The organism is Streptomyces sp. NPDC027962, from assembly GCF_055566095.1.
On the sequence record NZ_JBVHTA010000030.1, the window covers coordinates 50136 to 71974 of the forward strand.

Here is a 21839-nt window from a genome sequence, read left to right on the forward strand (position 1 = left end):
CTCCGTCCTCCTCCCCGCGTCCCCCAACCACCCCCTTTCTGCCTGTAAATTCCCCAACCAAAAACCCCCCCCCCCCCCACCCCTCCCCCCCCCCCCCCCCCCCCCCCCCCCCCCCCCCGCGGCTCTCGTCACGTTCCGGGTTGCGGGGGCTCCACGCACGTTCCGGGCCACGTGATTCCGCGGGCCACGTTCCGGGTTGCGGGGGCTCCACGCACGTTGCGGGCGGGCAGCACCGTGCCGCCTGAGCCATGAACGCCAGGCGCGTACGGGAAGTCCGAGACCGGCCCGCCCTTGGCCAGGCCCCGTCAGGGCGTCAGCGGCGGCCGGGGCCGGTCGTCCCGGTGGTCGTCGCGGCGCTGCGCGCCGCCCTCGTGAATGACCTCACCCTGGACGACCTTGCCGTCCGGGTGTCGCATCCGGGCCTGCTGGAACGCACCGCCGAGGCCGCCGGCCATCGCGGCGTTCACACGCCGCTCCAGCGAGCGCTCGGCGAGCCGGCCGAGCCGGGTGCGCACAGGCGGAAGCAGAATCAGCAGCCCGGCCACATCGGAGATCAGACCCGGCAGCATCAGCAGGAGCCCGCCGAGCATCAGCAGACCGTTGCTCTCGCCGCGCGCCGGGGAGGCGGCAGGCGCCGCACCCTGTCCCGTCTGCTGCTGGAGGGTCTCCCTGAGGTTCGTGAAGGCCCGGCGCCCGGCGCGCTTGATCACCACGGCGCCCAGGATCCCCGCGCCGACCAGCAGTCCGAGGACGGCGAAGCCGCCGGCCTGGTCCGCCACCACAGTCAGCAGCCAGATCTCCAGGATCAGCCAGGCGGCGATGGCCAGCGGGAGATACGTGCGGGCGCGTGTGCGCTTCGGGGCGGTCGGGGGCGGGGCACCGGTCGTCATGCTCCCAGTGTGCCTGGGCGATTGCCGGAGCGGCGTATGGGGGTTGTCAGGAAGATCGAGGTGCGCGCGGCAGGGGCGTCCTGCGGCCGGTGATGCGGCCCACCCGCTCCCCCACTCCCCACGCGGTGACGCGCCAGAGCGCCTCGACGACGATGTCCCTGTTCATCTTCGAGTCACCGTGTTCGCGCTCGACGAAGGTGATCGGGACCTCGACCACGTGGAAACCGGCGGCCACGGCCCGCCGGGCGAGGTCGACCTGGAAGCAGTAGCCCTGGGAGGCGACGTCGCCGAGGCCGAGGCCCTGGAGGGTCTCGGTGCGGAAGGCACGGAAGCCTCCGGTGACGTCCCGCAGCGGCACGCCGAGCAGCATGCGCGAGTACGTGCTGCCCCCGCGGGAGAGGAACTTGCGGTGCTTCGGCCAGTTGACGACCCGCCCGCCGGGGACCCAGCGGGAGCCGAGTACGAGGTCGGCGCCCTTGAGGGCGGTCAGCAGTCGGGGCAGTTCCTCCGGCTGGTGGGAGCCGTCGGCGTCCATCTCGACCAGGACGCCGTAGCCGTGCTCGATGCCCCAGTCGAAGCCCGCGAGGTAGGCGGCGCCGAGGCCTTCCTTGCCCTTGCGGTGCAGCACATGAACCTGCTCGTCCTGCGCGGCGAACTCGTCGGCGAACTTTCCCGTGCCGTCGGGGCTGTTGTCGTCCGCGACGAGGACGTGCGCCTCGGGCACGGCGGCCCGCACCCGGGAGACGATCGACCGGATGTTCTCGGCCTCGTTGTAGGTCGGGATGATCACCAAGGCTCTGCCGAGCGGGCCGTACCGCCTCCCCTGGGGTCCTCCGCCATGGGGAACCGCACCACCGTCGTTCACTGCTGCCCCTTAAAGTCCGTACGCAGAGCCCAACCATAGCGAGAGCGACGAGCGCGATTGCGGCGGCACGGATCATCCGGGAACCGGTCGGCCGGACGGGCGGAGCGGATCGGGCCCGGCGTCCTTCGGGCCGACCTGGGGCCCGCTGGCTGCGGGTCGACCGAGAGCCGTTGTCTACTGAACGCCGGGCCCCACCCGGGTCGCACCTGCCGGCCGGCTGAATCCTTCCCTCTGCCCCCGAGGCGCGGGCGCTGAACCTGGCTCCCAGTGGTGGTGCGCCGGTGCGGCACACCACCCCATGACCCAGCGGCGTTCGACGACTTGCGTGGAGGTTGCCGGCCGGACGTTCTTTGGTGGACCCGGCCGAACCTACCCGCCGGTGGGCGTCGGCTGTCAACAGTCGCCTGATCAGCGACAATCGACCGAACTACCAGGTCAGACGCGAAGATCCGCAGGTCGTGGCGGACCGGCGGGAGAATCCTTCGGGGGTGCGAAATGTCCGTACGTCACCCGTTCGGGCCCGCGAAGACGGTACGCCCCGCGACCACTGTCCGCAGGCATACGGGAAGTTCCCTGCCCGGGCTGAGATCGGGGAGACCAGGGGTGCCGGAACGGGGGTCGGTGGACCACCGCGCGACGCGGTCGTCGGGGGCCTGGACGACCAACTCCCCGGTGCGCCAGACCGCGTAGTCGGCCGGAGCGCCGGGGACGAGCACCCCTGCGTCGTCGCGGCCGACGGCACGCCAGCCGCCCCGCGTGTGGGCGGTGAAGGCGGCACGCGCGGAGATGCGGTGTCCGGGCGTCCGGTGGAAGGCCGCTGCCCGCACGGTGCCCCACGGGTCGAGAGGTGTCACCGGGCTGTCGGAGCCGAAGGCGAGCGGCACTCCGGCCCGCAGCAGCGCCGCGAACGGGTTGAGGGTGCGGGCCCGGTCCGCGCCGAGGCGCTGGGCGTACATGCCGTCGTCGCCGCCCCAGGCCGCGTCGAAGGCGGGCTGGACAGAGGCGGTGAGCCCGAACTCGGCGAAGGCGGCGATGGTCTCCGGGGTGAGCATCTCGGCGTGCTCGATCCGGTGCCTCGCGGCGCGGACACGGGACGGTCCGACCCGCTCGGCGGCCGCACGCACGCCGTCGACGACCGCGCTCAGAGCGGCGTCGCCGATGGCATGGAAACCGGCTTGGAGCCCTGCCTCCGTGCACGCTGCGACATGGGCCGCGACCGCGGCCGCGTCGAGGTGGGGGCTCCCGCTCGTGCCGGGGGCATCGGTGTAGGGGACGTGGAGGCACGCGGTGTGCGAGCCGAGGGACCCGTCGACGAACAGGTCGCCCGCGGCGCCCGCGGCACCGAGTTCGCGGATGCGCCTGGCGTCCTTCTCGTCGGCGACCTGTTCGGCCCAGTACCCGACGACCCGGGGTCCTGCCTGCGCCGCCGCGAGCGCCAGAAGGGAGGTGAAGTCGTCCTCGTCGGAGATCTCAGGTCCGGCGCACTCGTGGACGGTGCCGATGCCGAGGGAGGCGGCGTTGGCGAGTGCCGCACGCCGCGCCGCTGTCCGCTGCGCGGGAGTGACGGCCGCGTGGGCGGCCGCACGCACGGCGTGGTGGGCGGCGGCGGTCAGCGGAGCGTCGGGGTGGTAGCCGGCGAGATCGGTGACGCCGGGAACGAGGTCGAGCAGCGCGGTGGTGACGACCGCCGAGTGGACGTCGACACGCGGCAGGTACAGGGGGCGGCCGCCAGTCGCCTCGTCGAGCTCCGCGCGGATCGGGGGCCGCTGCTCGGGCCAGCGGGTCGCGTCCCAGCCGTGGCCGAGGAGCACCTGGTCGGCGGGGCGCGCGGCGCTGTGCTCCCGTACGAGACGCAGGGCCTCCGCAAGGGATGCGGCGCGGGAGAGGTCGAGGCCGGTGAGGGTGAGTCCGGTCGACGTGGTGTGGACGTGCGCGTCGGTGAACGCGGGGGTGACCAGGGCCCCTTCGAGGTCGATCACCTCGTCGACGCCGGAGGCGAAGGCGTCGGCGGCACCTTCGGAGCCCACCCAGGCGACGTGTCCCTTCTCGACGACCATCGCGGTGGCGAAGGGGTCGGCCGGGCTGTGGACTTCTCCACCGCGCAGCAGCACGGTGCGGTGTTCGCTCTGGGGGGCGGTGCTCTCGGTCATGGGACCAAGACTAGATACGCGGCGGGCGTGCCTCGTACGGGGTGGAGAGGACGACCGTGGTGCGGGTGGAGACACCGGACAGGGAGCGGATGCGGGTGAGCAGGTCCTCCAGCTCCAGCGGGGTGGCGACGCGCACCTTGAGGATGTAGTTCTCGTCGCCCGCGACGCTGTGGCACGCCTCGATCTCGGGGACGTCGGCAAGCCGGTCCGCGATGTCGTCGGGGGCGCTCGGGTCGAACGGCTTCACCGAGATGAACGCGGTGAGCGGCAGCCCGACCGCCTCGGGATCGACGACCGCTGCGTAACCGCGGATGACGCCCCGCTGCTCGAGACGGCGGACGCGCTGATGCACCGCCGAGGTGGACAGGCCCGTGGCCTTGCCCAGGTCGGTGTAGCTCATCCGCCCGTCCTTGACGAGCAAATCCACGATCTGACGATCCAGCTCCTCCATGCGGATCAACCTATTGCCCCAGGTCGCCTCCGGCACAGCCCGCGACGGCCCGGAAGGACACCTGGGGAGGTCATGTGATGAACGCCACAGGTTTGCCCGGCGGCTGCGCCGTGACCCCACGGTTACCTGCCCGGCGCGATGGGCATTGCTTGCTGTGGTCGAGGCCGCAAGTGCCTGAACGGCCCATCCGAGGGGGAGATTCTCGATGCAGAGCGCCAAGACTGCGCCGTCCAAGAACGGCGGACGTACCGAACCGGAGCCTGTTGATCCGGCCGAATTGACGGAGAGGGACGACCTGGAGGCGTACGACACCTTCGAGATGTTCCGGGTGATCTGCCCGGACTGTGCGCAGCCGATCGCGCTGCTGGCGGACGAGGACGTCCTGCCGGAGCACGCGCTGTGCCCCACTCCGTGGAACCCGTTCGGGCTGACGGTGTGCTCGGGCACCGGCCGGGACGCCTCCTCGGCCCGCCCGGCCGACGAGTCGCTGGAGCTTCAGGAGCAGGACACCGCACTGCTGTTGACGCTCCCCCAGACATTGGACTGGCGTACCCAGCCCTTCTCGCACGTCGGCGGCCCGGGGTCGCGGCCGCTGAAGGTGCCGCCGATGCGGCGCGCCGCCTGACAACCCCGACAGGCCGGCAGGCCCGCGTCCTCCGGACAGCTCCGGATCTTCGCGGCGGGGCCTGGGAGTCGAGTGCGCCGTGGCGTCGGGACCGCCGCGGCGCGCCGGCCATCAGGACTGGGCGGCGGACCGTGTAGTCCGTGCACTGGCGCTCGAATAGTCCTGCCGGTAACCGCTGCCGTGCGCCGCGCGTTGGCGGGGCATGAGACTGCACTCCGCGACTACGCGTAGCCGGCGGCGCCTTGTCGTGCCCGCCTTTGAAGAATCGGTTCCGCGACCGGCCGATCCGCCGATCTACCACGAGCTCCTCCAGCTCTGGGCGAGCCGGGGCAGAACCCTGCCGGGACGCCGCGATCCCGAATGGATCAGACTCGCGGCGCCTCCGGTTCCGGGCGGGCGGGTCAGCGCGTCTCAGGCCCGGCCAGGTGCCGGGCGATGACCATCCGCTGGATCTGGTTGGTGCCTTCCACGATCTGCAGGACCTTGGCCTCGCGCATGAAGCGCTCGACGGGGAAGTCCTGGGTGTAGCCGTAGCCGCCGAGGACCTGGACGGCGTCGGTGGTGACGCTCATCGCCGTGTCCGTGCAGAACAGCTTCGCCATGGCGGCCTGCTGCGAGAACGGCTTGCCCGCGTCCCGCAACCGGGCCGCGGCGAGGTACAGCGCCCGCCCCGCCTCGATCCGGGTGGCCATGTCGGCGAGCATGAAGCGCAGTCCCTGGAAGTCGGCGATGGGGCGACCGAACTGCTTGCGCCCCGTGGCGTATTCGAGCGCCTCGTCGAGCGCGGCCTGGGCGATGCCGATGGCGCAGGCGGCGATGCCGAGCCGGCCGGAGTCGAGCGCCGAGAGCGCGACGGCGAAGCCCTGCCCCTCCTCGCCGAGACGGCGGGAGTCCGTGACCCGCACCCCGTCGAAGTGGAGCTGGGCCGTGGGCGAGCCCTTCATTCCCATCTTCTTCTCGGGTGCGGCGGCGTTCAGTCCCTGTGCGTCGCCGGGAACCAGGAAGGCCGTGATGCCGCGCGGGCCGTCGACGCCGGTGCGGGCCAGGACCGTGTAGAAGTCGGCGACCCCGCCGTGGGTGATCCAGGCCTTGGTGCCGGTGATGACCCAGTCGTCGCCGTCGCGGACCGCTTTGGTCCGCAGGGAGGCGGCGTCGGAGCCGGAGGCGGGCTCGGAGAGGCAGTAGGCGCCGAGCAGCCCGCCGCCGAGCATCGCGGGCAGATGCTCGGCCTGCTGCTCCTTGGTGCCGTAGCCGGCCAGCGCATGGCAGGCGAGGGAGTGGACACTCACGCCGAGACCGACGGTGAGGCGGGCCGCGGCGAGCTCCTCCAGGACCTGGAGGTAGACCTCGTACGGCTGGTCCCCGCCGCCGAACGCGGAGTCGTAGGGAAGGCCGAGCAGTCCGGACTCGGACAGGAGCGAGAACACCTCGCGCGGGAAGTGGCCGGCGTCCTCCTCCTCGGCCGCCCGGGGGGCGATCTCCCGCTGGACGATGTCGCGGACCAGGGTGATCAGGTCCCTGGCCTCCTCGGTGGGCAGCTGACGGTCCACCGGCTGCGGGGCGCGGTCGGGCATTGCGGCGCTCTCCTCCCTGTCGGGCGCTGCGGCGGTCACGCACGCAGGGTGTGGGCGCGCCGCCGGTCGTACTGCCAGGCCGATGCTGCCTTCCGGATCACGAAAGAAGCTGGACAGCGGCTTGTGGCGCGTTGAGTATGCCCGATTCGGCGGGCCCCGTCACCAGGTCGCCTGCAGGCCGTGACCGTGATCCAGCACTCATCGGAACTGGCACGAACCATTGGCCGACCGGTCCAGTCCTCCTACCGTTTACGCACCGAAGGCGGGCGCGGCCGGACCGGGGTGACGCAGAAGGAGTGCACAAAGGCGATCAAGGGCGGGCAGCCGAACGGGCGCCCGCCCCTCGCTCGTACGATGAGCCCCCGCCCGCCCGTACGGTCAGCCCTCGCTCATTCCACGGGCCCTCGCTCATACGGTCAGCGGCACCGCGGCCGGTTCGGCGGCGGGCGACGGCTCCGGGCAGGCGGGCTCGAACTCCGCGATGGTGCGCAGCGTGGCGCCCAGCAGCCGCACCAGCAGCGAGCAGACCGCATCGCGGTCCGGCCTGCGGCCGGCCAGCCAGTCGAGGATGATCTGTTCGACACCGCTGAGCCAGCCCAGCAGGGCGAGCCTGGCCATCAGCGGGATCTCACGCCGTCCGTACGCGCCTTCCGCGATGGTCGCGATCAGCTCTTCGCGCACCGCGTCCCGGATCGCCTGCACCTGGGTGTCGAAACCGACACCGCCCGTGACGATGGTGCGGAACGCAGCCTGGTGGTGCTCGGCGTAGCAGAGATAGCCGTCGACGGTGCGCTGCACGCGCTCGGCGCGCGGCAGCTCCGGCTCACCGGCGGCCCGGGAGACGAGCTCGGCCACCGAATCCTCGATCACGGCCAGGTAGTAGCCGCGTTTGCTCTTGAAGTAGTAGTAGATCAGCCCTTTGGCGATGCCCGCGCGCTGGGCGATGTCGTCGACCGACAGGGCGTCGTACGAGGTGTCGGCGAACAACTTCCGGCCGATCGCGAGGAGTTCGGATCGCCGGATCTGCGCCCGCTCGGTCGCGCCGCGCTGGTGACTGCTGCTCAAGATGATCCCTGGTCTCGAGTGCCGGAGGATCGGGCCCGGTCTTCGCGGCATGTCAGGGCTGGATCACGCCGCAGTCGCCGCAGTCCCGCAGTCGTCGGGCGGGACCGGGAGGCTAGAAGAGGCCGACCTGGGTGATCAGCATGGCGAGGACGACGACCAGCGTCCAGCCGAGGACGTGCTCGAGGATGTCGGACTCGTCGTCCGGGCCGCCGGTGCGGGTCGTGGGCCGGACTCGGTCGGCCGTGGCTGCGGTCGAAGTCATGGTGCATCTCGCTCGGTCGTCTGGCAGGTGGTCTCCCCCGTGACCACACCACAGTGCCAGCAGTTCCGGCCCCGGGGGTGGAGACATTGGTCACTCCCCCCGGGAAAGCCGTGCGTGTCAGTGGACGCCGACCGCCGCGAGGGCCTTGCGCTGGGCGGGTGTCGGGAAGGCGGGCCAGTACAGGTAGCAGACGCCGCCTGTGCCCGAGACCACCTTCCCGCTCGCGTTGTAGCGCTTCGTGCGCAGCCAGATCTTCTCCCACTCGGCACGCCTGTAGACACGGCGCACGGCCGCGTTGCTGGGGGACGCCGGATCGTTCGCGATCACGTCGCCGTCCGCGGTGAAGCCGATCACGGTCATCAGGTGGCCCGATGTGCCGTAGCCGGCGCCGGTGAGCTCCTCCTTGAGGAACGACTGGGACGTTATGGCCGGGATTCCGGCCGCGATCAGCGTCTCCAGGTCGGTCAGCGAGGAGAGCCGGGTGACAACGGCGCTCATGTCGCGGTAGGTCGCGGCGTAGGCGGCGTTGAACGGCCAGTTGCCGCAGCCCTCGTACTGGTGGTCGAAGGTGTGGCGGGCCGCGTGGCAGACCTGTGGGTCGTCGAAGTCGGGGTTCACCCAGGCCAGATCGCCGGCGGAGGGCTTGCGTCCCCAGTACTCGATGATCATCTGCGAGGAGGTGGGGCTGCACCAGGCCTCGCCGCCGTTGTCGTACTCCGGGTACTGGCCCACATGCGTGTTCTGGGAGTACCGCGGCACCGGCAGCTCGTGCGCCAGGCCCGGCTGGGACGCGGGGACGCCGAAGCGGTCCGGGATGTCGGAGGCCATGGCTCCGAGGCGCCACACGGTGGGCGTGAGCCGGGTCCCCGGCCGGCGGTACAGAGTGACCCGCAGGCGGTATGCCGTCAGGCGCAGTCCGCTCGCGGCGTCGTCGACGGAGAACGTGTCGGTCCAGATGCTCGCCCTGCCGTCGCCCTGGTCGTCCACCGAGGTGCGGCGGATGTCCTCGTCGCCGGCGGCCCAGCGGCCCATGACGAACCACGGGGTGGCACTGCCGTCGGAGTACTCGCCGCTCAGCTCGACCTGGATCCAGGTCCCGGCCGGCGTCTGCGCGTTCCAGGTGGCGATCACCTCGGTGGCGGGGACGCTCGGGCGGTGGACCGGGGAGGTCCAGGTGGCGTACTCCCAGCGCGAGGTCGTTCCGGTGTGCGGGTCGGTGTAGTCCGTGGTCCCGGCGGGCTGCGCGACGGCCACGCCGGGGCGGCGGCCGGCGACGGCGGTGGTGCCGGCCCGTTCGCCGCACCGCCAGTCCGTGTAGGAGGACCAGAAGCGGTTGTCGACCGACGCTCCGGAACGCCGGGCCCGGCGAGTGGATTCGCAGTCCGCGGCCCTGCCGGTCACCGCCGCTGCCTGTCCGGCGGCGGTGGACAGTGTCGCCGCGGTGGCGGCTGCCGCGATCGCGGCGCCCAGTACGGTTCTGCGCGAAGCAGGTCTGGCCATGTGACCCCCGAATCAGTGCGCGACAGTGGGCCAACTATCCCGGAGCGGAACGCGCTTCTGCCGGCGATTCGACTCGCGTCGCCGATCCAATATCGGTCTGGTCCAGTGGCATGACCGGCGGCGCCGCGCAAGGCGGGCGCGGGCCGTGCCTGCGCCCCCGTCCGGCCGCCTCGTAGGGTGGCCCCATGGACGACCTCGAGCGGCGGGCAGCCGGGCTGCGTGCGCTGGCACCCTCCTGCGGTCCGGTGCGACTGGTCGCCGTGGACGGCCACGCGGGCTCCGGCAAGAGCACGTTCACGGGCCGGCTGGCCGAGGCGCTCGGCGGGGACGTACCGGTGCTGCATCTCGACGACCTGGCCACCCACCAGGAGTTGTTCGACTGGACCGGGCGGGTGCTGAGCCAGGTGATCGGTCCGCTGGCGGCCGGCCGAGACGCGGAGTACCACCCGTACGACTGGAATCTGCGGCGCTTCCTTGCCCCGCGCGGGCTGGCCGCGGCGCCCGTCGTGCTGGTCGAGGGTGTGGGTGCCGGACGGCGCGCCCTGCGCCCCTGTCTCGCGGCGCTGCTGTGGATGGACCGGGGGGCGCAGGAGTCCTGGGCGCGGGGCAGGGCACGCGACGGCGTCACGCTCTCCGCCTTCTGGGACGGATGGACAGCGGCGGAGACACGCCATTTCTCGGCCGATCCGTCCCGCTCGTTCGCGGATGCGCTGATACGCGAGTGCCGTGAGGGGTACGAGTGGCTCCCGCAGGCCTCAGAGACTGCACGTTCGCACCACTCGATCACGCGCAGTGAGGGCTCTCCCCCGGCGTACTGAACAGTCGGAATTCGGACTCAAGAGTGCCTCAACTCTGCTTGACCGACGGGGCGGGCAGGTCTTACGTTCTCAATGTGCGGCTTTCCGAAGCCGCCACAGACGCGAAGCCCCCGGTTGTTCCCCCGTGATCGGGGGCTTCGTTCTGCCCCCTTTCACGCGTCCCCGGCCCCTTCGCGACCCCTTTTCGCTCACCCTGGGTCACCGTTGCCGGGTCGTCGCGGCGCTCTTAATCGCTGCCCCTCGCGCAGGTACGATGCACCCCTGTGGGCACCTCCCACGGCCGCAAGGTCGTAGGGGGAGGGTCAATTCCCTTCCGCGGCAAGGCCGTTGTGGCCGCGACCGCGGCGTCCACCCGGCGCGACATCACTGGTGCACCGTTTGTGGGGGGAAGTGGGGGGCCCTATGGACATCGGCACGCAGGGCGTACGGACGCCGGCAGACCTCGCCTGGGTGCGTGGCGTGGACGCCTGCACGATGGGCGCGTACCCGCAGGCCGAGGAGGAGTTCCGCACGGCCGTCCGGCTCGACCCCGGCATGGCGGACGGCTGGCTGGGCCTGCACGCCCTGCGCGTCGACACGGCCACCGCCCTGCTGCACATGTACCGCAACCGCGACCGCTTCGGCGAGCAGCGGACCCGGCACCGCCGCACCCTCAACTCCTGGTACTGGCTGGGGTGGTGGGTGCAGCCCGTGCTGGAGAGCCCGCGGGACCTGCTGCTCGCGCATGCCTCCCACTGGCTCGACGGCCGCCATGTGCCCGAGCTGGACCGGGCGCTGGCCGCGCTGCCGCCCGTCGACACGGATCCGCAGGTGCGGTTCCTGCACGCGTGCCGGGCCTATCTGGTCAAGGACTGGGAGCAGCTCGTACGCCACACGGAACCGCTCGTCGACGATCCGCTGCTGGGTGTCGAAGCCGGGCTCTTCGGCGGCATGGCTCGGGTGCGCCTCGAGATGTACGGGCAGGCGGAGCCGCTGCTGTCCGCCGCCCTGATGCGCTGCCGCAGCGAGCAGCCGCAGCGCAAGGAGCTGCGGTACTGGCTGGCCCGGGCGCACGAGGGCACCGGCCGCAGCGCGGCGGCGCTGCCGCTGTACCGCGCGGTGCACCGCATCGATCCGGCCTTCATGGACACGTCCGCGCGGCTGGCGGCCATCGCCGAGTACGACGGGATCGACGGCTACGACGACTCGATGGGCCTGGCCGCCGTCTCGCTCGGCGGGTTCAACAGCGATGCCGTCGACGCCCAGCCGGACAAGGACCCGCCGCCGTTCCCGGAGCCGCGCCTCGGGGGTGACCCCGGCGGGCAGCTGCCGAGTGTCGTACCGACGGCGCCGGCCGACGGACGACGGCGCAAGCCGGCCGTCCCGGAGCGGTCCGCTCCCCCGCCGTTCCCCGCCGGGCCCACCGATCCGGTGCTGCTGGCCGAAGCACTGGCGGAGCTGGAGCGGATGGTAGGTCTCGAACCGGTGAAGCGGCAGGTGAAGGCCCTGTCCGCGCAGCTGGAGATGGCGCGGCTGCGGGCCGGGCAGGGGCTGCCCGTACAGCCGCCGAAGCGGCACTTCGTCTTCTCCGGCCCCTCCGGCACGGGCAAGACGACAGTCGCACGCATCCTCGGACGGGTGTTCTATGCCTTGGGGCTGCTCGGCGGCGATCATCTGGTGGAGGCCCAACGGTCCGACCTGGTCGGCGAGTTCCTCGGCCAGACGGCGGTGAAGGCCAACGAGCTGATCGACTCGGCGCTGGGCGGGGTGCTGTTCGTGGACGAGGCCTACAGCCTCTCCAACTCCGGCTACAGCAAGGGCGACGCGTACGGCGACGAGGCCCTGCAGGTGCTGCTCAAACGCGCCGAGGACAACCGCGACCATCTGGTCGTCATACTGGCCGGCTACCCGGAGGGTATGGACCGGCTGCTCGCCACGAACCCGGGGCTGTCGTCCCGTTTCACCACCCGCGTCGACTTCCCCTCGTACCGGCCGCTCGAGCTGACCGCGATCGGTGGCGTACTGGCTGCGGACAACGGCGACGTGTGGGACGAGGAAGCGCGGGACGAGCTCCGCTCGATCAGCGCTCATGTGGTCGACCAGGGGTGGATCGACGAGCTGGGCAACGGCCGCTTCCTGCGCACCCTGTACGAGAAGAGCTGCGCCTACCGTGATCTGCGGCTGTCCGGCTACCCGGGCCCGCCGACCCGCGAGGACCTCGCCACACTGCGGCTGCCCGATCTGATGCAGGCGTACGGGGAGGTCCTGTCGGGCCGCGGTCCGACGGGCCGCGGCCCGCAGGATCCTCCCCTCGGCTGATCCCCGCGGCCGGTCAGCCGTTCACAAGCGCCTCGGAGGACGCCGGGTCGGCGGCGGGCGGCTCGGCGGCCGGAGCGGGGCGGGGCGTCCTCGGCACAGCGACCCGGTGGGCCGGATCGCGTACTTCGCCGACCAGCATCTCCAGTACGTCCTCCAGCGCGACCAGCCCGAGCACCCGCCCCGACGCATCGGCGACCTGCGCCAGATGGGTCGCCGCCCGGCGCATCACGGCGAGTGCGTCGTCCAGCGGCAGTTCGGCGCGCAGGGTCGCCATCGGGCGCCAGACGTGCTGGGGCACGGCGCGCTCCCCGTCCTCCAGGTCCAGCACGTCCTTCACATGCAGGTAGCCCATGAACGGGCCGTCGCCCTCTGCGCACACCGGGAAGCGGGAGTAGCCGGTGCGGACCGTGCACTCCTCGATCTGCCGCGGGGTGACGGACGGAGCGACCGTGACCAGCGCGGAACGCGGGATCAGGACGTCGGTGACCGGGCGGCTGCCCAGCTCGAGCGCATCCTCGAGCCGCTCCTGCTCGGCGGGCTCCAGCAGCCCCGCGTGGCCCGCGTCCTCCACCAGCCGGCCCAGCTGCACGCTGGTGAAGACGGCCTCCACCTCGTCCTTCGGCTCGACCCCGAAGGCCCGCAGCACCAGGTGTGCGCAGGCGCCGAGGCCGGTGGTGACGGGCCGGCAGAGCCGTGCGAAGCCGACCAGTCCGGGGCTGAGCCACAGAGCGGTCCGCTCCGGCGCCGCCATCGCCAGGTTCTTCGGCAGCATCTCGCCGATGACGAGGTGCAGGAAGACCACGACGGCCAGGGCGATCACATAGCCCAGAGGGTGGATGAGCCCCTCCGGCACATGTGCGGCGTGGAAGACGGGCTCCAGCAGGCGGGCCACGGTCGGTTCGGCGACCGCGCCGAGGGTGAGGGAGCAGACGGTGATGCCGAACTGGGCGGCCGCCATCATCTGCGGCAGGTTCTCCAGACCGTGCAGCACTCTCCGGGCCCGCGAGGAGCCCTGTGCCGCGAGCGGTTCGATCTGGCTGCGGCGTACCGACACGAGGGCGAACTCGGCGCCGACGAAGAAGCCGTTCGCCAGGACCAGCAGGAGGGCGAACAGCAGTTGCAGGGCGCTCATCGGGCCGTCCCAGCGACCGGGCCCGTCAGCACCGTGACGTCGGCGGCGCGCACCAGGCGCACCCGCTCGGCCCGGTAGCGGCCCACCTGGCGCACGGACAGGCGCCAGCCGGGCAGTTCGGCGCGGTCGCCGGGGGCCGGGATGCGTCCGAGCAGGTCGGCGACGAGGCCGGCGACGGTCTCGTAGGGGCCGTCCGGCACGTCGAGGCCTATGCGACGCAGGGTCAGTACACGGCAGCTGCCGTCGGCCTCCCATGCGGGCCGTCCGTCCTCGGAGCCGACGGGCGCCAGCTCGGGCCGGGCGTCCTGCTCCGCGTCGTGCTCGTCGCGGACCTCGCCGACGAGTTCCTCGACGATGTCCTCGAGGGTGACGACGCCGGCCGTGCCGCCGTACTCGTCGACGACGACGGCTATGGGCTGTTCGCTGCGCAGCTGTTCCAGGAGCTGCTGAACCGGAAGGGTCTCCGGCACCAGGAGCGGGGCGACGGCGATCTGCTCGACGCGGACCCTGCGGCGCTCCTGTGAACGCACGGCGAGGGCGTCCTTGAGATGCACCATCCCGACGATCTCGTCGATGCGCTCCCGGTAGACGGGAAAGCGGGACAGACCCGTCGCACGGGTGAGGTTGAGGACGTCGGCCGCGGTGGCGCCGGACTGCAGGGCACTCACCCTCACCCGAGGCGTCATCACATGCTGCGCGGTGAGATGCCCGAGGGACAGGGTCCGCACGAACAGGTCGGCGGTGTCCTGTTCCAGCGCACCGGCCCGCGCCGAGTGGCGGGCCAGCGACACCAGCTCGCCGGGGGTGCGGGCGGACGCCAGCTCCTGTGCGGGCTCGATGCCGGTCAGCCGTACGAGACGGTTGGCGGCGGCGTTCAACAGGGTGATGACCGGGCGGAAGACGGCCGAGAAGGCGGTCTGCGGGCCGGCGACGAAGCGGGCCACCTGAAGGGGCCTGGACACTGCCCAGTTCTTGGGGACCAATTCGCCGATCACCATCTGGACGGCCGAGGCCAGCAGCATGCCGATGGCCACCGCGACCCCGGGCACGGCCCCTTCGGGCAGTCCGGTCGCGGTCAGCGGCCCGCCGAGCAGACCGGCAAGAGCGGGCTGCGCAAGCATGCCGACGACGAGCGAGGTGATCGTGATGCCGAGTTGCGTGCCGGATAGCTGGAAGGACAGTTCGCGCAGCGCAGTGACGACGCGTCGGGCGCGGCGGTCGCCCTCGGCCGCGGCGCGCTCGGCGTCCGGGCGCTCCACCGTGACGAGTCCGAACTCAGCGGCGACGAAGAAGCCGTTGGCGAGGATGAGTAGAAACGCTGCGGCAAGCAGCAGAAGCGGGATGATCATGCCGCCGCCTCCTGGGAGGGGGCGGCGCAGGTACTACCGGACGATCCGTCCATTGCTGGAGGGAGTCACTCCTCGGGTCGCAGGGGGCCCCGCCGGCCTCGGGGCCGCGTGGTGCGGGGCGGGGCGCACTCGGCGCCGCCGCGCACCAGAGTAATCAAGCCACGGCCGGACAGGCAGGGGCAATGCCGGTCAGGGTGCATCCGGCCGGGTGCCACGGGTCTCCGCGAGGGCACGCAGAGCGCGGGCGTCGTCGATCGCGCGGGCCTTGGCGATGCCCGGCTGGATGCCGAGCACCGGCAGGCTGGTGCCGTCGCTGAGGTCGAGGAACACCCACGGGTCGCCGGACCGCAGATTCACCCGCAGGATCTCCGCCCACGCCAGCCGGCGCGTACGGGTGAGATTGACGACGGTCACCCCGTCGTCGTCGGCGACGACTTTGGGCCGGCTCAGCAGCGCGAGCACACCGAAGAAGAGCAGTGCCGTGAAGACGAAGCTGATCCGCTCGGGCGGGCTGAGCCGGTCGAGGAGCAGGGCGATCGCGGTGACCACGGTGACCATCACCGCGCCCACGGTCAGCAGGACGATCCGGGTAAGGGTCGGCCGGAAGGTGACCGGGAGGGCGGGAACCGGCTGTGCGGTGGTGGACATGGTGGGAGCGTCCTCAGAGATGGTGTGGGGTCCTCAGAGGCGGCAGGCGTGGATGGCCGTGGTGAGGATGGCCCGCGCGCCGAGGGCGTACAGGTCGTCCATGATCCGCTGGGCTTCCTTGGCGGCGACCATGGAGCGCACGGCGACCCAGCCCTCGTGGTGCAGGGGCGAGATCGTCGGGGACTCGAGGCCCGGGGTGAGTGCGACCGCCTGCTCCAGGTTCTCGACGCGGCAGTCGTAGTCCATCATCACGTAGCTGCGGGCCACGAGGACGCCCTGCAGGCGGCGCAGGAACTGCTGCACCTGGGCGTGCTCGGGGTCGGCTGCGGTGCGCCGGATCACGACCGCCTCCGAGGTCATGATCGGCTCGCCGATGACCTCGAGGCCGGCGTTGCGCAGGCTGGTGCCGGTCTCGACGACGTCGGCGATGACCTGGGCGACGCCGAGCTCGATGGCGGTCTCGACGGCGCCGTCGAGGTGGACGACGGAGGCGTCGATGCCGTTGTCGGCGAGGTGCTTGGCGACGATGCCCTCGTAGGAGGTGGCGATCGTCATGCCGCCGAAGTCCTCGACGCCCTTCGCGGTGCCGGGCCTGGTGGCGTAGCGGAAGGTGGAGCGGGCGAAGCCGAGCTGGAGGATCTCCTCGGCATTCGCTCCGGAGTCGAGCAGCAGGTCGCGGCCGGTGATGCCGATGTCGAGCTTGCCGGAGCTCACGTAGATCGCGATGTCACGCGGGCGGAGGTAGAAGAACTCGACCTCGTTCTCGGGGTCGACGAGGACGAGCTCCTTCGACTCCTTGCGCTGCTGGTAGCCGGCCTCATGGAGCATCGCCGACGCAGGTCCGGACAGTGAACCCTTGTTGGGAACGGCGATGCGCAGCATGAGACGGGCTTCCTTTGTTCGTGTGACGGATGACTACGGAAGAGGCGGGGCGGCTAGAGGTGGGCGTAGACGTCGTCGAGGGAGATGCCCCGCGCGACCATCATCACCTGGACGTGGTACAGCAGCTGGGAGATCTCCTCCGCGGCGGCGTCCTTGCCCTCGTACTCGGCGGCCATCCACACCTCGGCTGCCTCCTCGACGACCTTCTTGCCGATGGCATGGACACCCTTGCCCACCAGCTCGGCGGTACGGGAGGTGGCGGGGTCGCCTTCGGCGGCCTTCTGCTGGAGCTCGGCGAAGAGCTCCTCGAACGTCTTATTGGACATGGTGGTCCCAGACTACGCGGAAGTGGCCGCTGCTCAGCGCCAGGGTTCGGATACTGAACGCAGAATGGTCGCGGTGGCGACGGCCGCCGTGACGGCCTCGTGGCCCTTGTCCTCGTTCGACCCCTCGATTCCGGCCCGGTCGAGCGCCTGTTCCTCGGTGTCACAGGTCAGCACGCCGAAGCCGACGGGGACGCCGGTGTCGACGGAGACCTGGGTCAGCCCCTGGGTGACGCCCTGGCACACGTACTCGAAGTGGGGCGTGCCGCCGCGGATGACGACGCCGAGGGCGACGATCGCGTCGTAGCCGCGGCCCGCCAGCACCTTGGCGACGACGGGCAGCTCGAAGCTGCCGGGGACACGCAGCAGCGTCGGCTCGTCGATGCCGAGCTCGTGCAGTGCGCGCAGGGCGCCGTCGACGAGGCCGTCCATGACCTTCTCGTGCCACTGGGCCGCGATCACTGCCACCCGCAGGTCCCCGCAGTTGCGGACGGACAGTTCGGGCGCACCCTTGCCGCTCATGTTTCTCCTAGCCGTACTAGCCGTGTCGGTCTTGCTGGTCGTGCTTGATGGTCGTGCTTACCGACCGTGCTTGCTGGTCACGGTCGCCGGTCGCGCGGAACTACTGGTTGCCGCAGGTCGTCGCGGTGGCCGCGTCGAGCCAGGGCAGGTCGTGGCCCATCCGGTCGCGCTTGGTGCGCAGGTACCGGAGGTTGTGTTCGCCGGCCTGGACGGGCATCGACTCGCGTCCGAGGACGGTGATGCCGTGGCTGACGAGGGCGGCGGACTTGTCGGGGTTGTTGGTCATCAGCCGCACGCTGCGCACGCCGAGGTCCTCGAGGATCTGCGCGCCCGCGGCGTAGTCGCGGGCGTCGGCGGGCAGGCCGAGTTCGAGGTTGGCGTCGAGGGTGTCCCGGCCGCGCTCCTGGAGCTCGTACGCGCGCAGCTTGGACAACAGGCCGATGCCGCGGCCCTCGTGGCCGCGCAGGTAGACGACGACTCCGCGGCCGCCCTCCGCGACGCGCTCCATGGAGGCGTTGAGCTGGGGGCCGCAGTCGCAGCGCAGCGAGTGGAAGATGTCGCCGGTGAGGCATTCGGAGTGGACGCGCACAAGAACGTCCTCGCCGTCGCCGATGTCGCCGTGGACGAGCGCGACATGCTCGATCCCGTCGACGGTCGAGCGGTAGCCGTAGGCGGTGAACTGACCGGCGGAGGTGGGCAGGTGGACCTCGGCCTCGCGCTTGACCGTCGGCTCGGAGCTGCGGCGGTAGGCGATCAGGTCCTCTATGGAGATGATCGTCAGCCCGTGCTTGCGGGCGAACGGGACCAGTTCGGGCAGCCGCAGCATCACGCCGTCCTCGCCGGCGATCTCCACGATCGCGCCGGCCGGGCGCAGTCCCGCGAGACGGGCGAGGTCGACGGCGGCCTCGGTGTGACCGGGGCGGGTGAGGACGCCGCCGGGCTTGGCACGCAGCGGGAAGACATGGCCCGGCCGTACGAAGTCGGCGGGGCCTGCCTGGCCGCCGGCCAGCAGTTGCAGGGTGGTGGCGCGGTCGGCGGCGGAGATGCCGGTGGTGACACCGTAGGCGGGTCCGGCGTCGACGGAGACGGTGAAGGCGGTCTGCATCGACTCGGTGTTGCGGCCGACCATCTGGGGCAGTTCGAGCCGCTCCAGCTCGTCGTTCTCCATGGGGGCGCAGATCAGGCCGCGGCACTCGCTCATCATGAACGCGACGACCTCGGGCGTGGCCTTCTCCGCGGCGATGACGAGGTCGCCCTCGTTCTCGCGGTCCTCGTCGTCGACGACCACGACGGGACGGCCGGCGGCGATGTCGCGGACGGCCTGCTCGACAGGGTCGAGCGAGAGGTCCTCGACGTTGTCGGTGGAGTACCAGGTTTGAGTCATAGGGGTGGCCCGAAGGGCCTCAGGCAGGGCGGTGGTGGGTGACGTGCGGGCGGTCATGCTGCCGCTCCTTCCAGGGTGGGCTCGGCGCTCGTCCGGGAGCGCAGCCACCAGTCGCGCAGGCCCCACAGGACGAGCGCGCCGTAGACGACGTAGACGAAGCCGGAGAAGGCGAATCCGTTGGCGAAGTTGAGCGGGACGCCGACCAGGTCGACGAGCAGCCAGGCGAACCAGAACTCGACCATGCCGCGCGCCTGGGCGAACATGGCGACGAGCGTGCCGATGAAGATGTACGCGTCGGGCCACGGGTCCCACGACAGTGACGGGTACAGGGTGAACAGGCCGCCGACAGCGAGGGTTCCGACGACGGCGCCCCCCAGCAGGCAGCCGCGTTCGCGCCAGGTCGCGAACCTGACGGCGATCGAGCCGTCCTGCGCCTGCTGCCGGCCGCGGGTCCACTGCCAGTAGCCCCAGGCCGCGACGGCCATGACGACGACCTGCTTGCCGGCGCTGCCGGTCAGATGGGACGAGGCGAAGGCGACAAAGAGGATGACGCCGGAGACGAACTGTGCGGGCCAGGTCCATATGGAGCGCCGCCAGCCGAGCGCGAGGGCGACCAGGCCGACGATGTTGCCGATCATGTCGGACCACTTGATGTGCTGGTCGAAGGCGGTGAACGCCTCGGAGTTGAGCCAGGACACCCCGCTCACTTCGCACTCTCCTCGGCGTTCGCGGCGAGCAGCCGCTCGACGTACTTGGCGATGATGTCCACCTCGAGGTTGACCGGGTCGCCCGGCTGCTTGATGCCGAGCGTGGTCAGCGCGAGCGTGGTGGGGATGAGGCTGATCGTGAAGCTGTCGGGTCCCGCGTCGACCACGGTAAGGCTCACGCCGTCAACGGTGATCGAGCCTTTCTCGACAACGTATCGAGCGAGACCGGAGGGCAGCGAGATTCTGACGATCTCCCAGTTCTCCGACGGGGTGCGCTCGACGACGGCGCCTGTGCCGTCGACGTGGCCCTGGACGATGTGGCCGCCGAGCCGTGCGCCGACCGCGGTGGGACGCTCGAGGTTCACCCGGGAGCCCGGGCGGAGCACGCCGAGGCTGGAGCGCTTCAGCGTCTCCGCCATCACGTCGGCGGTGAACTCGCCGCCGCCGGACTCGACGACGGTCAGGCACACGCCGTTGACGGCGATGGAGTCGCCGTGCTTCGCGCCCTCGGTGACGATCGGGCCGCGCAGTCGGAAGCGGGACGAGTCGCCGAGGTCCTCGACGGCGGTGACCTCACCCAGTTCTTCGACGATTCCGGTGAACACTCAAGCTCCCTTGGGGACGATCGCGGTGACGCGCAGGTCGGTGCCGATGCCGACGATCTCTGTCACGTCGAGCCGCAACGCTTCGGTGATGGTGGTGATTCCGGCGTCGGCGAGGGCGGCGGGGCCCGCGCCGAGGAGTACGGGGGCGATGTAGCCGATGACGCGGTCGACGGCGCCGGCGGCGACGAAGGAGCCGGCGAGGGTCGGGCCGCCTTCCAGGAGCACGGAGCGGACTCCGCTCCCGTGCAGGGCGCGCAGCAGCTCGGGGATGTCGATCCCGCGGGGCCCTCGCTTGAGGCTCCACGTCTCGCCGGCTCCGGTCCGCGTGAACTCCTCGGGCTCCAGGTCGTCGGCGACGACGACCACGGTGGCGGCCGCGTCGTCCAGGACCCGGGCGCCGGGCCGCACTGCGGCGGCCTCGGTGTCGACGACGACGCGCAGCGGCTGGGTGGCGCCTTCGATGCCGCGTACCGCGAGGTGCGGGTCGTCGGAACGCATCGTGCCGGAACCGACCACGACCGCGTCGGACTCGGCGCGCAGCCGGTGCACGTCGGCACGGGACTCGGCGGAACTGATCCAGCGGCTACTGCCGTCCGCGGCCGCGATGCGGCCGTCGAGGGTGGCGGCGTACTTCCAGGTGACGTACGGGCGGCCGAGGCGCACGGCGGTGAGCCAGGCGGTGTTGCCGGCTTCGGCCTCCTCCTCCAGCAGACCGTGCCCGACCTCGACGCCGGCCGCACGCAGGGTGTCGGCGCCGCCGCTTGCCTGCGGGTTCGGGTCGGCGACCGCGTACACGACGCGGGCGACACCGGCGTCGATCAGGGCCTGGGCACAGGGGCCGGTGCGGCCGGTGTGGTTGCAGGGCTCGAGGGTCACGTAAGCGGTGCCGGCGCGGGCGAGGACGCCGGCCGCGCGGAGGGCGTGGATCTCGGCGTGCGGTCCCCCGGCGCGCTGGTGGCAGCCCTCGCCGACGATGTGTCCCGAGGCATCGGTGATGACGCACCCGACGACCGGGTTGGGGCTGGTGGCGCCGAGTCCGCGGGCGGCGAGCGTGATCGCTCGACGCATCGCGTCGGTGTCGGCTGCGGTGGCCACCGGGTCCTCCTGCCTCTTCGGGCACGGACTCCGGGGCTGTCGATGACGACAGAGAGCGGGAACAACGCCAGGGCCAGTGACGCCGACGCCGAATACGACGGCCGCCCATGGAAACGGCGACCGACGGACGGCCGGCGAACACCTGTTGGTGTCACCCGCCGCGCACTGCCTCCCATCCGGACTTTAACCGTCGGTCCAGGAATTTCACCTGGTCAACCGGCCGCTGGCTGCGGACGGGTCGCGGACTGTAACCGCCGGTTCGGAATTGCACCGACCCCGGAGTGCGCTGCTGCTGATACAGGGCCAGTGTGCCACGTCTCCCGGTGAGCCATGCGGGTGATCGCTGTGGACTGGCTCACATACAGGCACACGACGTCACCCGCCGTCATGTTCGACGGGAATGGTCCAGACCTACTGACGCACTGGTCCAGTCCTCTACTGCGACCGGATGATCGACCTCGAACTCGAGCAGCTGTCCGCCGACGGCTGCATCGCCAAGGCTCCCTCCGGCGGCGAGTGCGCCGGCAAGAGCCCCGTCGACCGGCCAAACGCGGCCTCGAACGCTCGCAGTTGACGGATGGGCATGGCATACCGCTGGTCACCGACCCGGCGCCGGCCAGCATCCGCGACCACACGCTCCTTCCTGCCGCCCTCGACCGCATCGCCGACCTGGAAGCAGCCGCCCCTGTTGCCG

Annotated in this window: 21 protein-coding genes, 1 pseudogene and 1 riboswitch; of the genes and pseudogenes, 4 read left to right on the forward strand and 18 right to left on the reverse strand. The window is 71.4% G+C overall.

Annotated features, from left to right (window positions below):
- Positions 1-305: 305 nt before the first annotated feature.
- The 4 genes from fxsA to ACZ4SA_RS25310 form a co-directional block, all read right to left on the reverse strand.
- The gene (gene fxsA / locus ACZ4SA_RS25295; protein WP_468278562.1) at positions 306-890 is read right to left on the reverse strand and encodes an FxsA family membrane protein; all 585 of its coding nucleotides are present in this window, start codon (positions 888-890) and stop codon (positions 306-308) included.
- Positions 891-936: 46 nt separating this feature from the next.
- Positions 937-1755 carry a polyprenol monophosphomannose synthase gene (locus ACZ4SA_RS25300; RefSeq protein ID WP_468278565.1) on the reverse strand — a complete coding sequence of 273 codons (819 nt, stop codon included), beginning with the start codon at positions 1753-1755 and terminating at the stop codon, positions 937-939.
- 506 nt (positions 1756-2261) lie between these two features.
- Complete coding sequence (locus ACZ4SA_RS25305) at positions 2262-3905, reverse strand: amidohydrolase (RefSeq protein ID WP_468278567.1); 1644 nt, start codon at positions 3903-3905, stop codon at positions 2262-2264.
- A gap of 10 nt (positions 3906-3915) precedes the next feature.
- Positions 3916-4356, reverse strand: a complete 441-nt coding sequence (locus tag ACZ4SA_RS25310; protein WP_468278570.1) for an Lrp/AsnC family transcriptional regulator — start codon at positions 4354-4356, stop codon at positions 3916-3918.
- A gap of 205 nt (positions 4357-4561) precedes the next feature.
- Here ACZ4SA_RS25310 and ACZ4SA_RS25315 point away from each other — a divergent pair, with 205 nt between their 5' ends.
- Positions 4562-4981: a hypothetical protein gene (locus ACZ4SA_RS25315; RefSeq protein ID WP_468278573.1), complete on the forward strand. Its 420-nt coding sequence runs from the start codon at positions 4562-4564 to the stop codon at positions 4979-4981.
- 401 nt (positions 4982-5382) lie between these two features.
- On the opposite strand, the gene ACZ4SA_RS25320 is transcribed toward ACZ4SA_RS25315, so the two are convergent.
- From ACZ4SA_RS25320 to ACZ4SA_RS25335, 4 genes are all read right to left on the reverse strand, one after another.
- Positions 5383-6555, reverse strand: coding sequence for an acyl-CoA dehydrogenase family protein (locus tag ACZ4SA_RS25320; RefSeq protein WP_468278670.1), 1173 nt, complete (start codon positions 6553-6555; stop codon positions 5383-5385).
- Positions 6556-6963: 408 nt separating this feature from the next.
- Positions 6964-7620, reverse strand: a complete 657-nt coding sequence (locus ACZ4SA_RS25325) for a TetR/AcrR family transcriptional regulator (protein WP_468278576.1) — start codon at positions 7618-7620, stop codon at positions 6964-6966.
- Positions 7621-7732: 112 nt separating this feature from the next.
- Positions 7733-7882: an SCO1431 family membrane protein gene (locus tag ACZ4SA_RS25330; protein ID WP_468278579.1), complete on the reverse strand. Its 150-nt coding sequence runs from the start codon at positions 7880-7882 to the stop codon at positions 7733-7735.
- Positions 7883-7999: 117 nt separating this feature from the next.
- Positions 8000-9382, reverse strand: a complete 1383-nt coding sequence (locus ACZ4SA_RS25335; RefSeq protein WP_468278582.1) for a peptidase C39 family protein — start codon at positions 9380-9382, stop codon at positions 8000-8002.
- A gap of 185 nt (positions 9383-9567) precedes the next feature.
- On the opposite strand from ACZ4SA_RS25335, the gene ACZ4SA_RS25340 reads away from it, so the two are divergent.
- Complete coding sequence (locus ACZ4SA_RS25340; RefSeq protein WP_468278584.1) at positions 9568-10200, forward strand: uridine kinase family protein; 633 nt, start codon at positions 9568-9570, stop codon at positions 10198-10200.
- Positions 10201-10602: 402 nt separating this feature from the next.
- Complete coding sequence (locus tag ACZ4SA_RS25345) at positions 10603-12498, forward strand: AAA family ATPase (protein WP_468278586.1); 1896 nt, start codon at positions 10603-10605, stop codon at positions 12496-12498.
- 13 nt (positions 12499-12511) lie between these two features.
- On the opposite strand, the gene ACZ4SA_RS25350 is transcribed toward ACZ4SA_RS25345, so the two are convergent.
- The 10 genes from ACZ4SA_RS25350 to ribD form a co-directional block, all read right to left on the reverse strand.
- Positions 12512-13630, reverse strand: coding sequence for a hemolysin family protein (locus tag ACZ4SA_RS25350; protein ID WP_468278589.1), 1119 nt, complete (start codon positions 13628-13630; stop codon positions 12512-12514).
- Complete coding sequence (locus ACZ4SA_RS25355; RefSeq protein ID WP_468278592.1) at positions 13627-14979, reverse strand: hemolysin family protein; 1353 nt, start codon at positions 14977-14979, stop codon at positions 13627-13629. The genes ACZ4SA_RS25350 and ACZ4SA_RS25355 overlap by 4 nt, the downstream gene beginning before the upstream one ends.
- Positions 14980-15168: 189 nt before the next feature.
- On the reverse strand, positions 15169-15627 hold the full coding sequence (locus ACZ4SA_RS25360; protein WP_468278595.1) for a PH domain-containing protein: 459 nt from the start codon (positions 15625-15627) through the stop codon (positions 15169-15171).
- Between the two features lie 33 nt (positions 15628-15660).
- Positions 15661-16509, reverse strand: a complete 849-nt coding sequence (hisG, locus tag ACZ4SA_RS25365) for an ATP phosphoribosyltransferase (RefSeq protein ID WP_468278598.1) — start codon at positions 16507-16509, stop codon at positions 15661-15663.
- Positions 16510-16562: 53 nt separating this feature from the next.
- Entirely contained in the window at positions 16563-16835 is a 273-nt protein-coding gene (locus tag ACZ4SA_RS25370; protein WP_356631478.1) for a phosphoribosyl-ATP diphosphatase, read from the reverse strand.
- 33 nt (positions 16836-16868) lie between these two features.
- Positions 16869-17354, reverse strand: a complete 486-nt coding sequence (gene ribH, locus ACZ4SA_RS25375; protein ID WP_468278602.1) for a 6,7-dimethyl-8-ribityllumazine synthase — start codon at positions 17352-17354, stop codon at positions 16869-16871.
- Positions 17355-17454: 100 nt separating this feature from the next.
- Positions 17455-18738, reverse strand: a complete 1284-nt coding sequence (locus ACZ4SA_RS25380; protein WP_468278673.1) for a bifunctional 3,4-dihydroxy-2-butanone-4-phosphate synthase/GTP cyclohydrolase II — start codon at positions 18736-18738, stop codon at positions 17455-17457.
- A gap of 53 nt (positions 18739-18791) precedes the next feature.
- Entirely contained in the window at positions 18792-19436 is a 645-nt protein-coding gene (locus tag ACZ4SA_RS25385; RefSeq protein ID WP_468278676.1) for a nicotinamide mononucleotide transporter family protein, read from the reverse strand.
- A 5-nt stretch (positions 19437-19441) separates the two neighbouring features.
- Entirely contained in the window at positions 19442-20050 is a 609-nt protein-coding gene (locus ACZ4SA_RS25390; protein WP_468278605.1) for a riboflavin synthase, read from the reverse strand.
- Positions 20051-21145, reverse strand: coding sequence for a bifunctional diaminohydroxyphosphoribosylaminopyrimidine deaminase/5-amino-6-(5-phosphoribosylamino)uracil reductase RibD (ribD, locus tag ACZ4SA_RS25395; protein ID WP_468278608.1), 1095 nt, complete (start codon positions 21143-21145; stop codon positions 20051-20053).
- A gap of 158 nt (positions 21146-21303) precedes the next feature.
- Positions 21304-21434: riboswitch (FMN riboswitch) on the reverse strand.
- A gap of 153 nt (positions 21435-21587) precedes the next feature.
- Between ribD and ACZ4SA_RS25400 the strand changes: the two are divergent.
- Positions 21588-21826 (forward strand): annotated as a pseudogene (locus ACZ4SA_RS25400) (IS5/IS1182 family transposase); the annotation flags it as partial.
- Between the last annotated feature and the right edge of the window lie 13 nt (positions 21827-21839).

What these genes read in the sequence shown, in the direction of transcription:
- ACZ4SA_RS25380 (WP_468278673.1), bottom strand. Translation starts at nt 18,738, where the DNA reads ATGACTCAAACCTGGTACTCCACCGACAACGTCGAGGACCTCTCGCTC.
- ACZ4SA_RS25310 (WP_468278570.1), bottom strand. Translation starts at nt 4,356, where the DNA reads ATGGAGGAGCTGGATCGTCAGATCGTGGATTTGCTCGTCAAGGACGGG.
- fxsA (WP_468278562.1), bottom strand. Translation starts at nt 890, where the DNA reads ATGACGACCGGTGCCCCGCCCCCGACCGCCCCGAAGCGCACACGCGCC.
- hisG (WP_468278598.1), bottom strand. Translation starts at nt 16,509, where the DNA reads ATGCTGCGCATCGCCGTTCCCAACAAGGGTTCACTGTCCGGACCTGCG.
- ACZ4SA_RS25350 (WP_468278589.1), bottom strand. Translation starts at nt 13,630, where the DNA reads ATGAGCGCCCTGCAACTGCTGTTCGCCCTCCTGCTGGTCCTGGCGAAC.
- ribH (WP_468278602.1), bottom strand. Translation starts at nt 17,354, where the DNA reads ATGAGCGGCAAGGGTGCGCCCGAACTGTCCGTCCGCAACTGCGGGGAC.
- ACZ4SA_RS25335 (WP_468278582.1), bottom strand. Translation starts at nt 9,382, where the DNA reads ATGGCCAGACCTGCTTCGCGCAGAACCGTACTGGGCGCCGCGATCGCG.
- ACZ4SA_RS25345 (WP_468278586.1), top strand. Translation starts at nt 10,603, where the DNA reads ATGGACATCGGCACGCAGGGCGTACGGACGCCGGCAGACCTCGCCTGG.
- ACZ4SA_RS25370 (WP_356631478.1), bottom strand. Translation starts at nt 16,835, where the DNA reads ATGTCCAATAAGACGTTCGAGGAGCTCTTCGCCGAGCTCCAGCAGAAG.
- ACZ4SA_RS25340 (WP_468278584.1), top strand. Translation starts at nt 9,568, where the DNA reads ATGGACGACCTCGAGCGGCGGGCAGCCGGGCTGCGTGCGCTGGCACCC.
- ACZ4SA_RS25320 (WP_468278670.1), bottom strand. Translation starts at nt 6,555, where the DNA reads ATGCCCGACCGCGCCCCGCAGCCGGTGGACCGTCAGCTGCCCACCGAG.
- ACZ4SA_RS25305 (WP_468278567.1), bottom strand. Translation starts at nt 3,905, where the DNA reads ATGACCGAGAGCACCGCCCCCCAGAGCGAACACCGCACCGTGCTGCTG.
- ACZ4SA_RS25315 (WP_468278573.1), top strand. Translation starts at nt 4,562, where the DNA reads ATGCAGAGCGCCAAGACTGCGCCGTCCAAGAACGGCGGACGTACCGAA.
- ACZ4SA_RS25360 (WP_468278595.1), bottom strand. Translation starts at nt 15,627, where the DNA reads ATGTCCACCACCGCACAGCCGGTTCCCGCCCTCCCGGTCACCTTCCGG.
- ACZ4SA_RS25330 (WP_468278579.1), bottom strand. Translation starts at nt 7,882, where the DNA reads ATGACTTCGACCGCAGCCACGGCCGACCGAGTCCGGCCCACGACCCGC.
- ACZ4SA_RS25355 (WP_468278592.1), bottom strand. Translation starts at nt 14,979, where the DNA reads ATGATCATCCCGCTTCTGCTGCTTGCCGCAGCGTTTCTACTCATCCTC.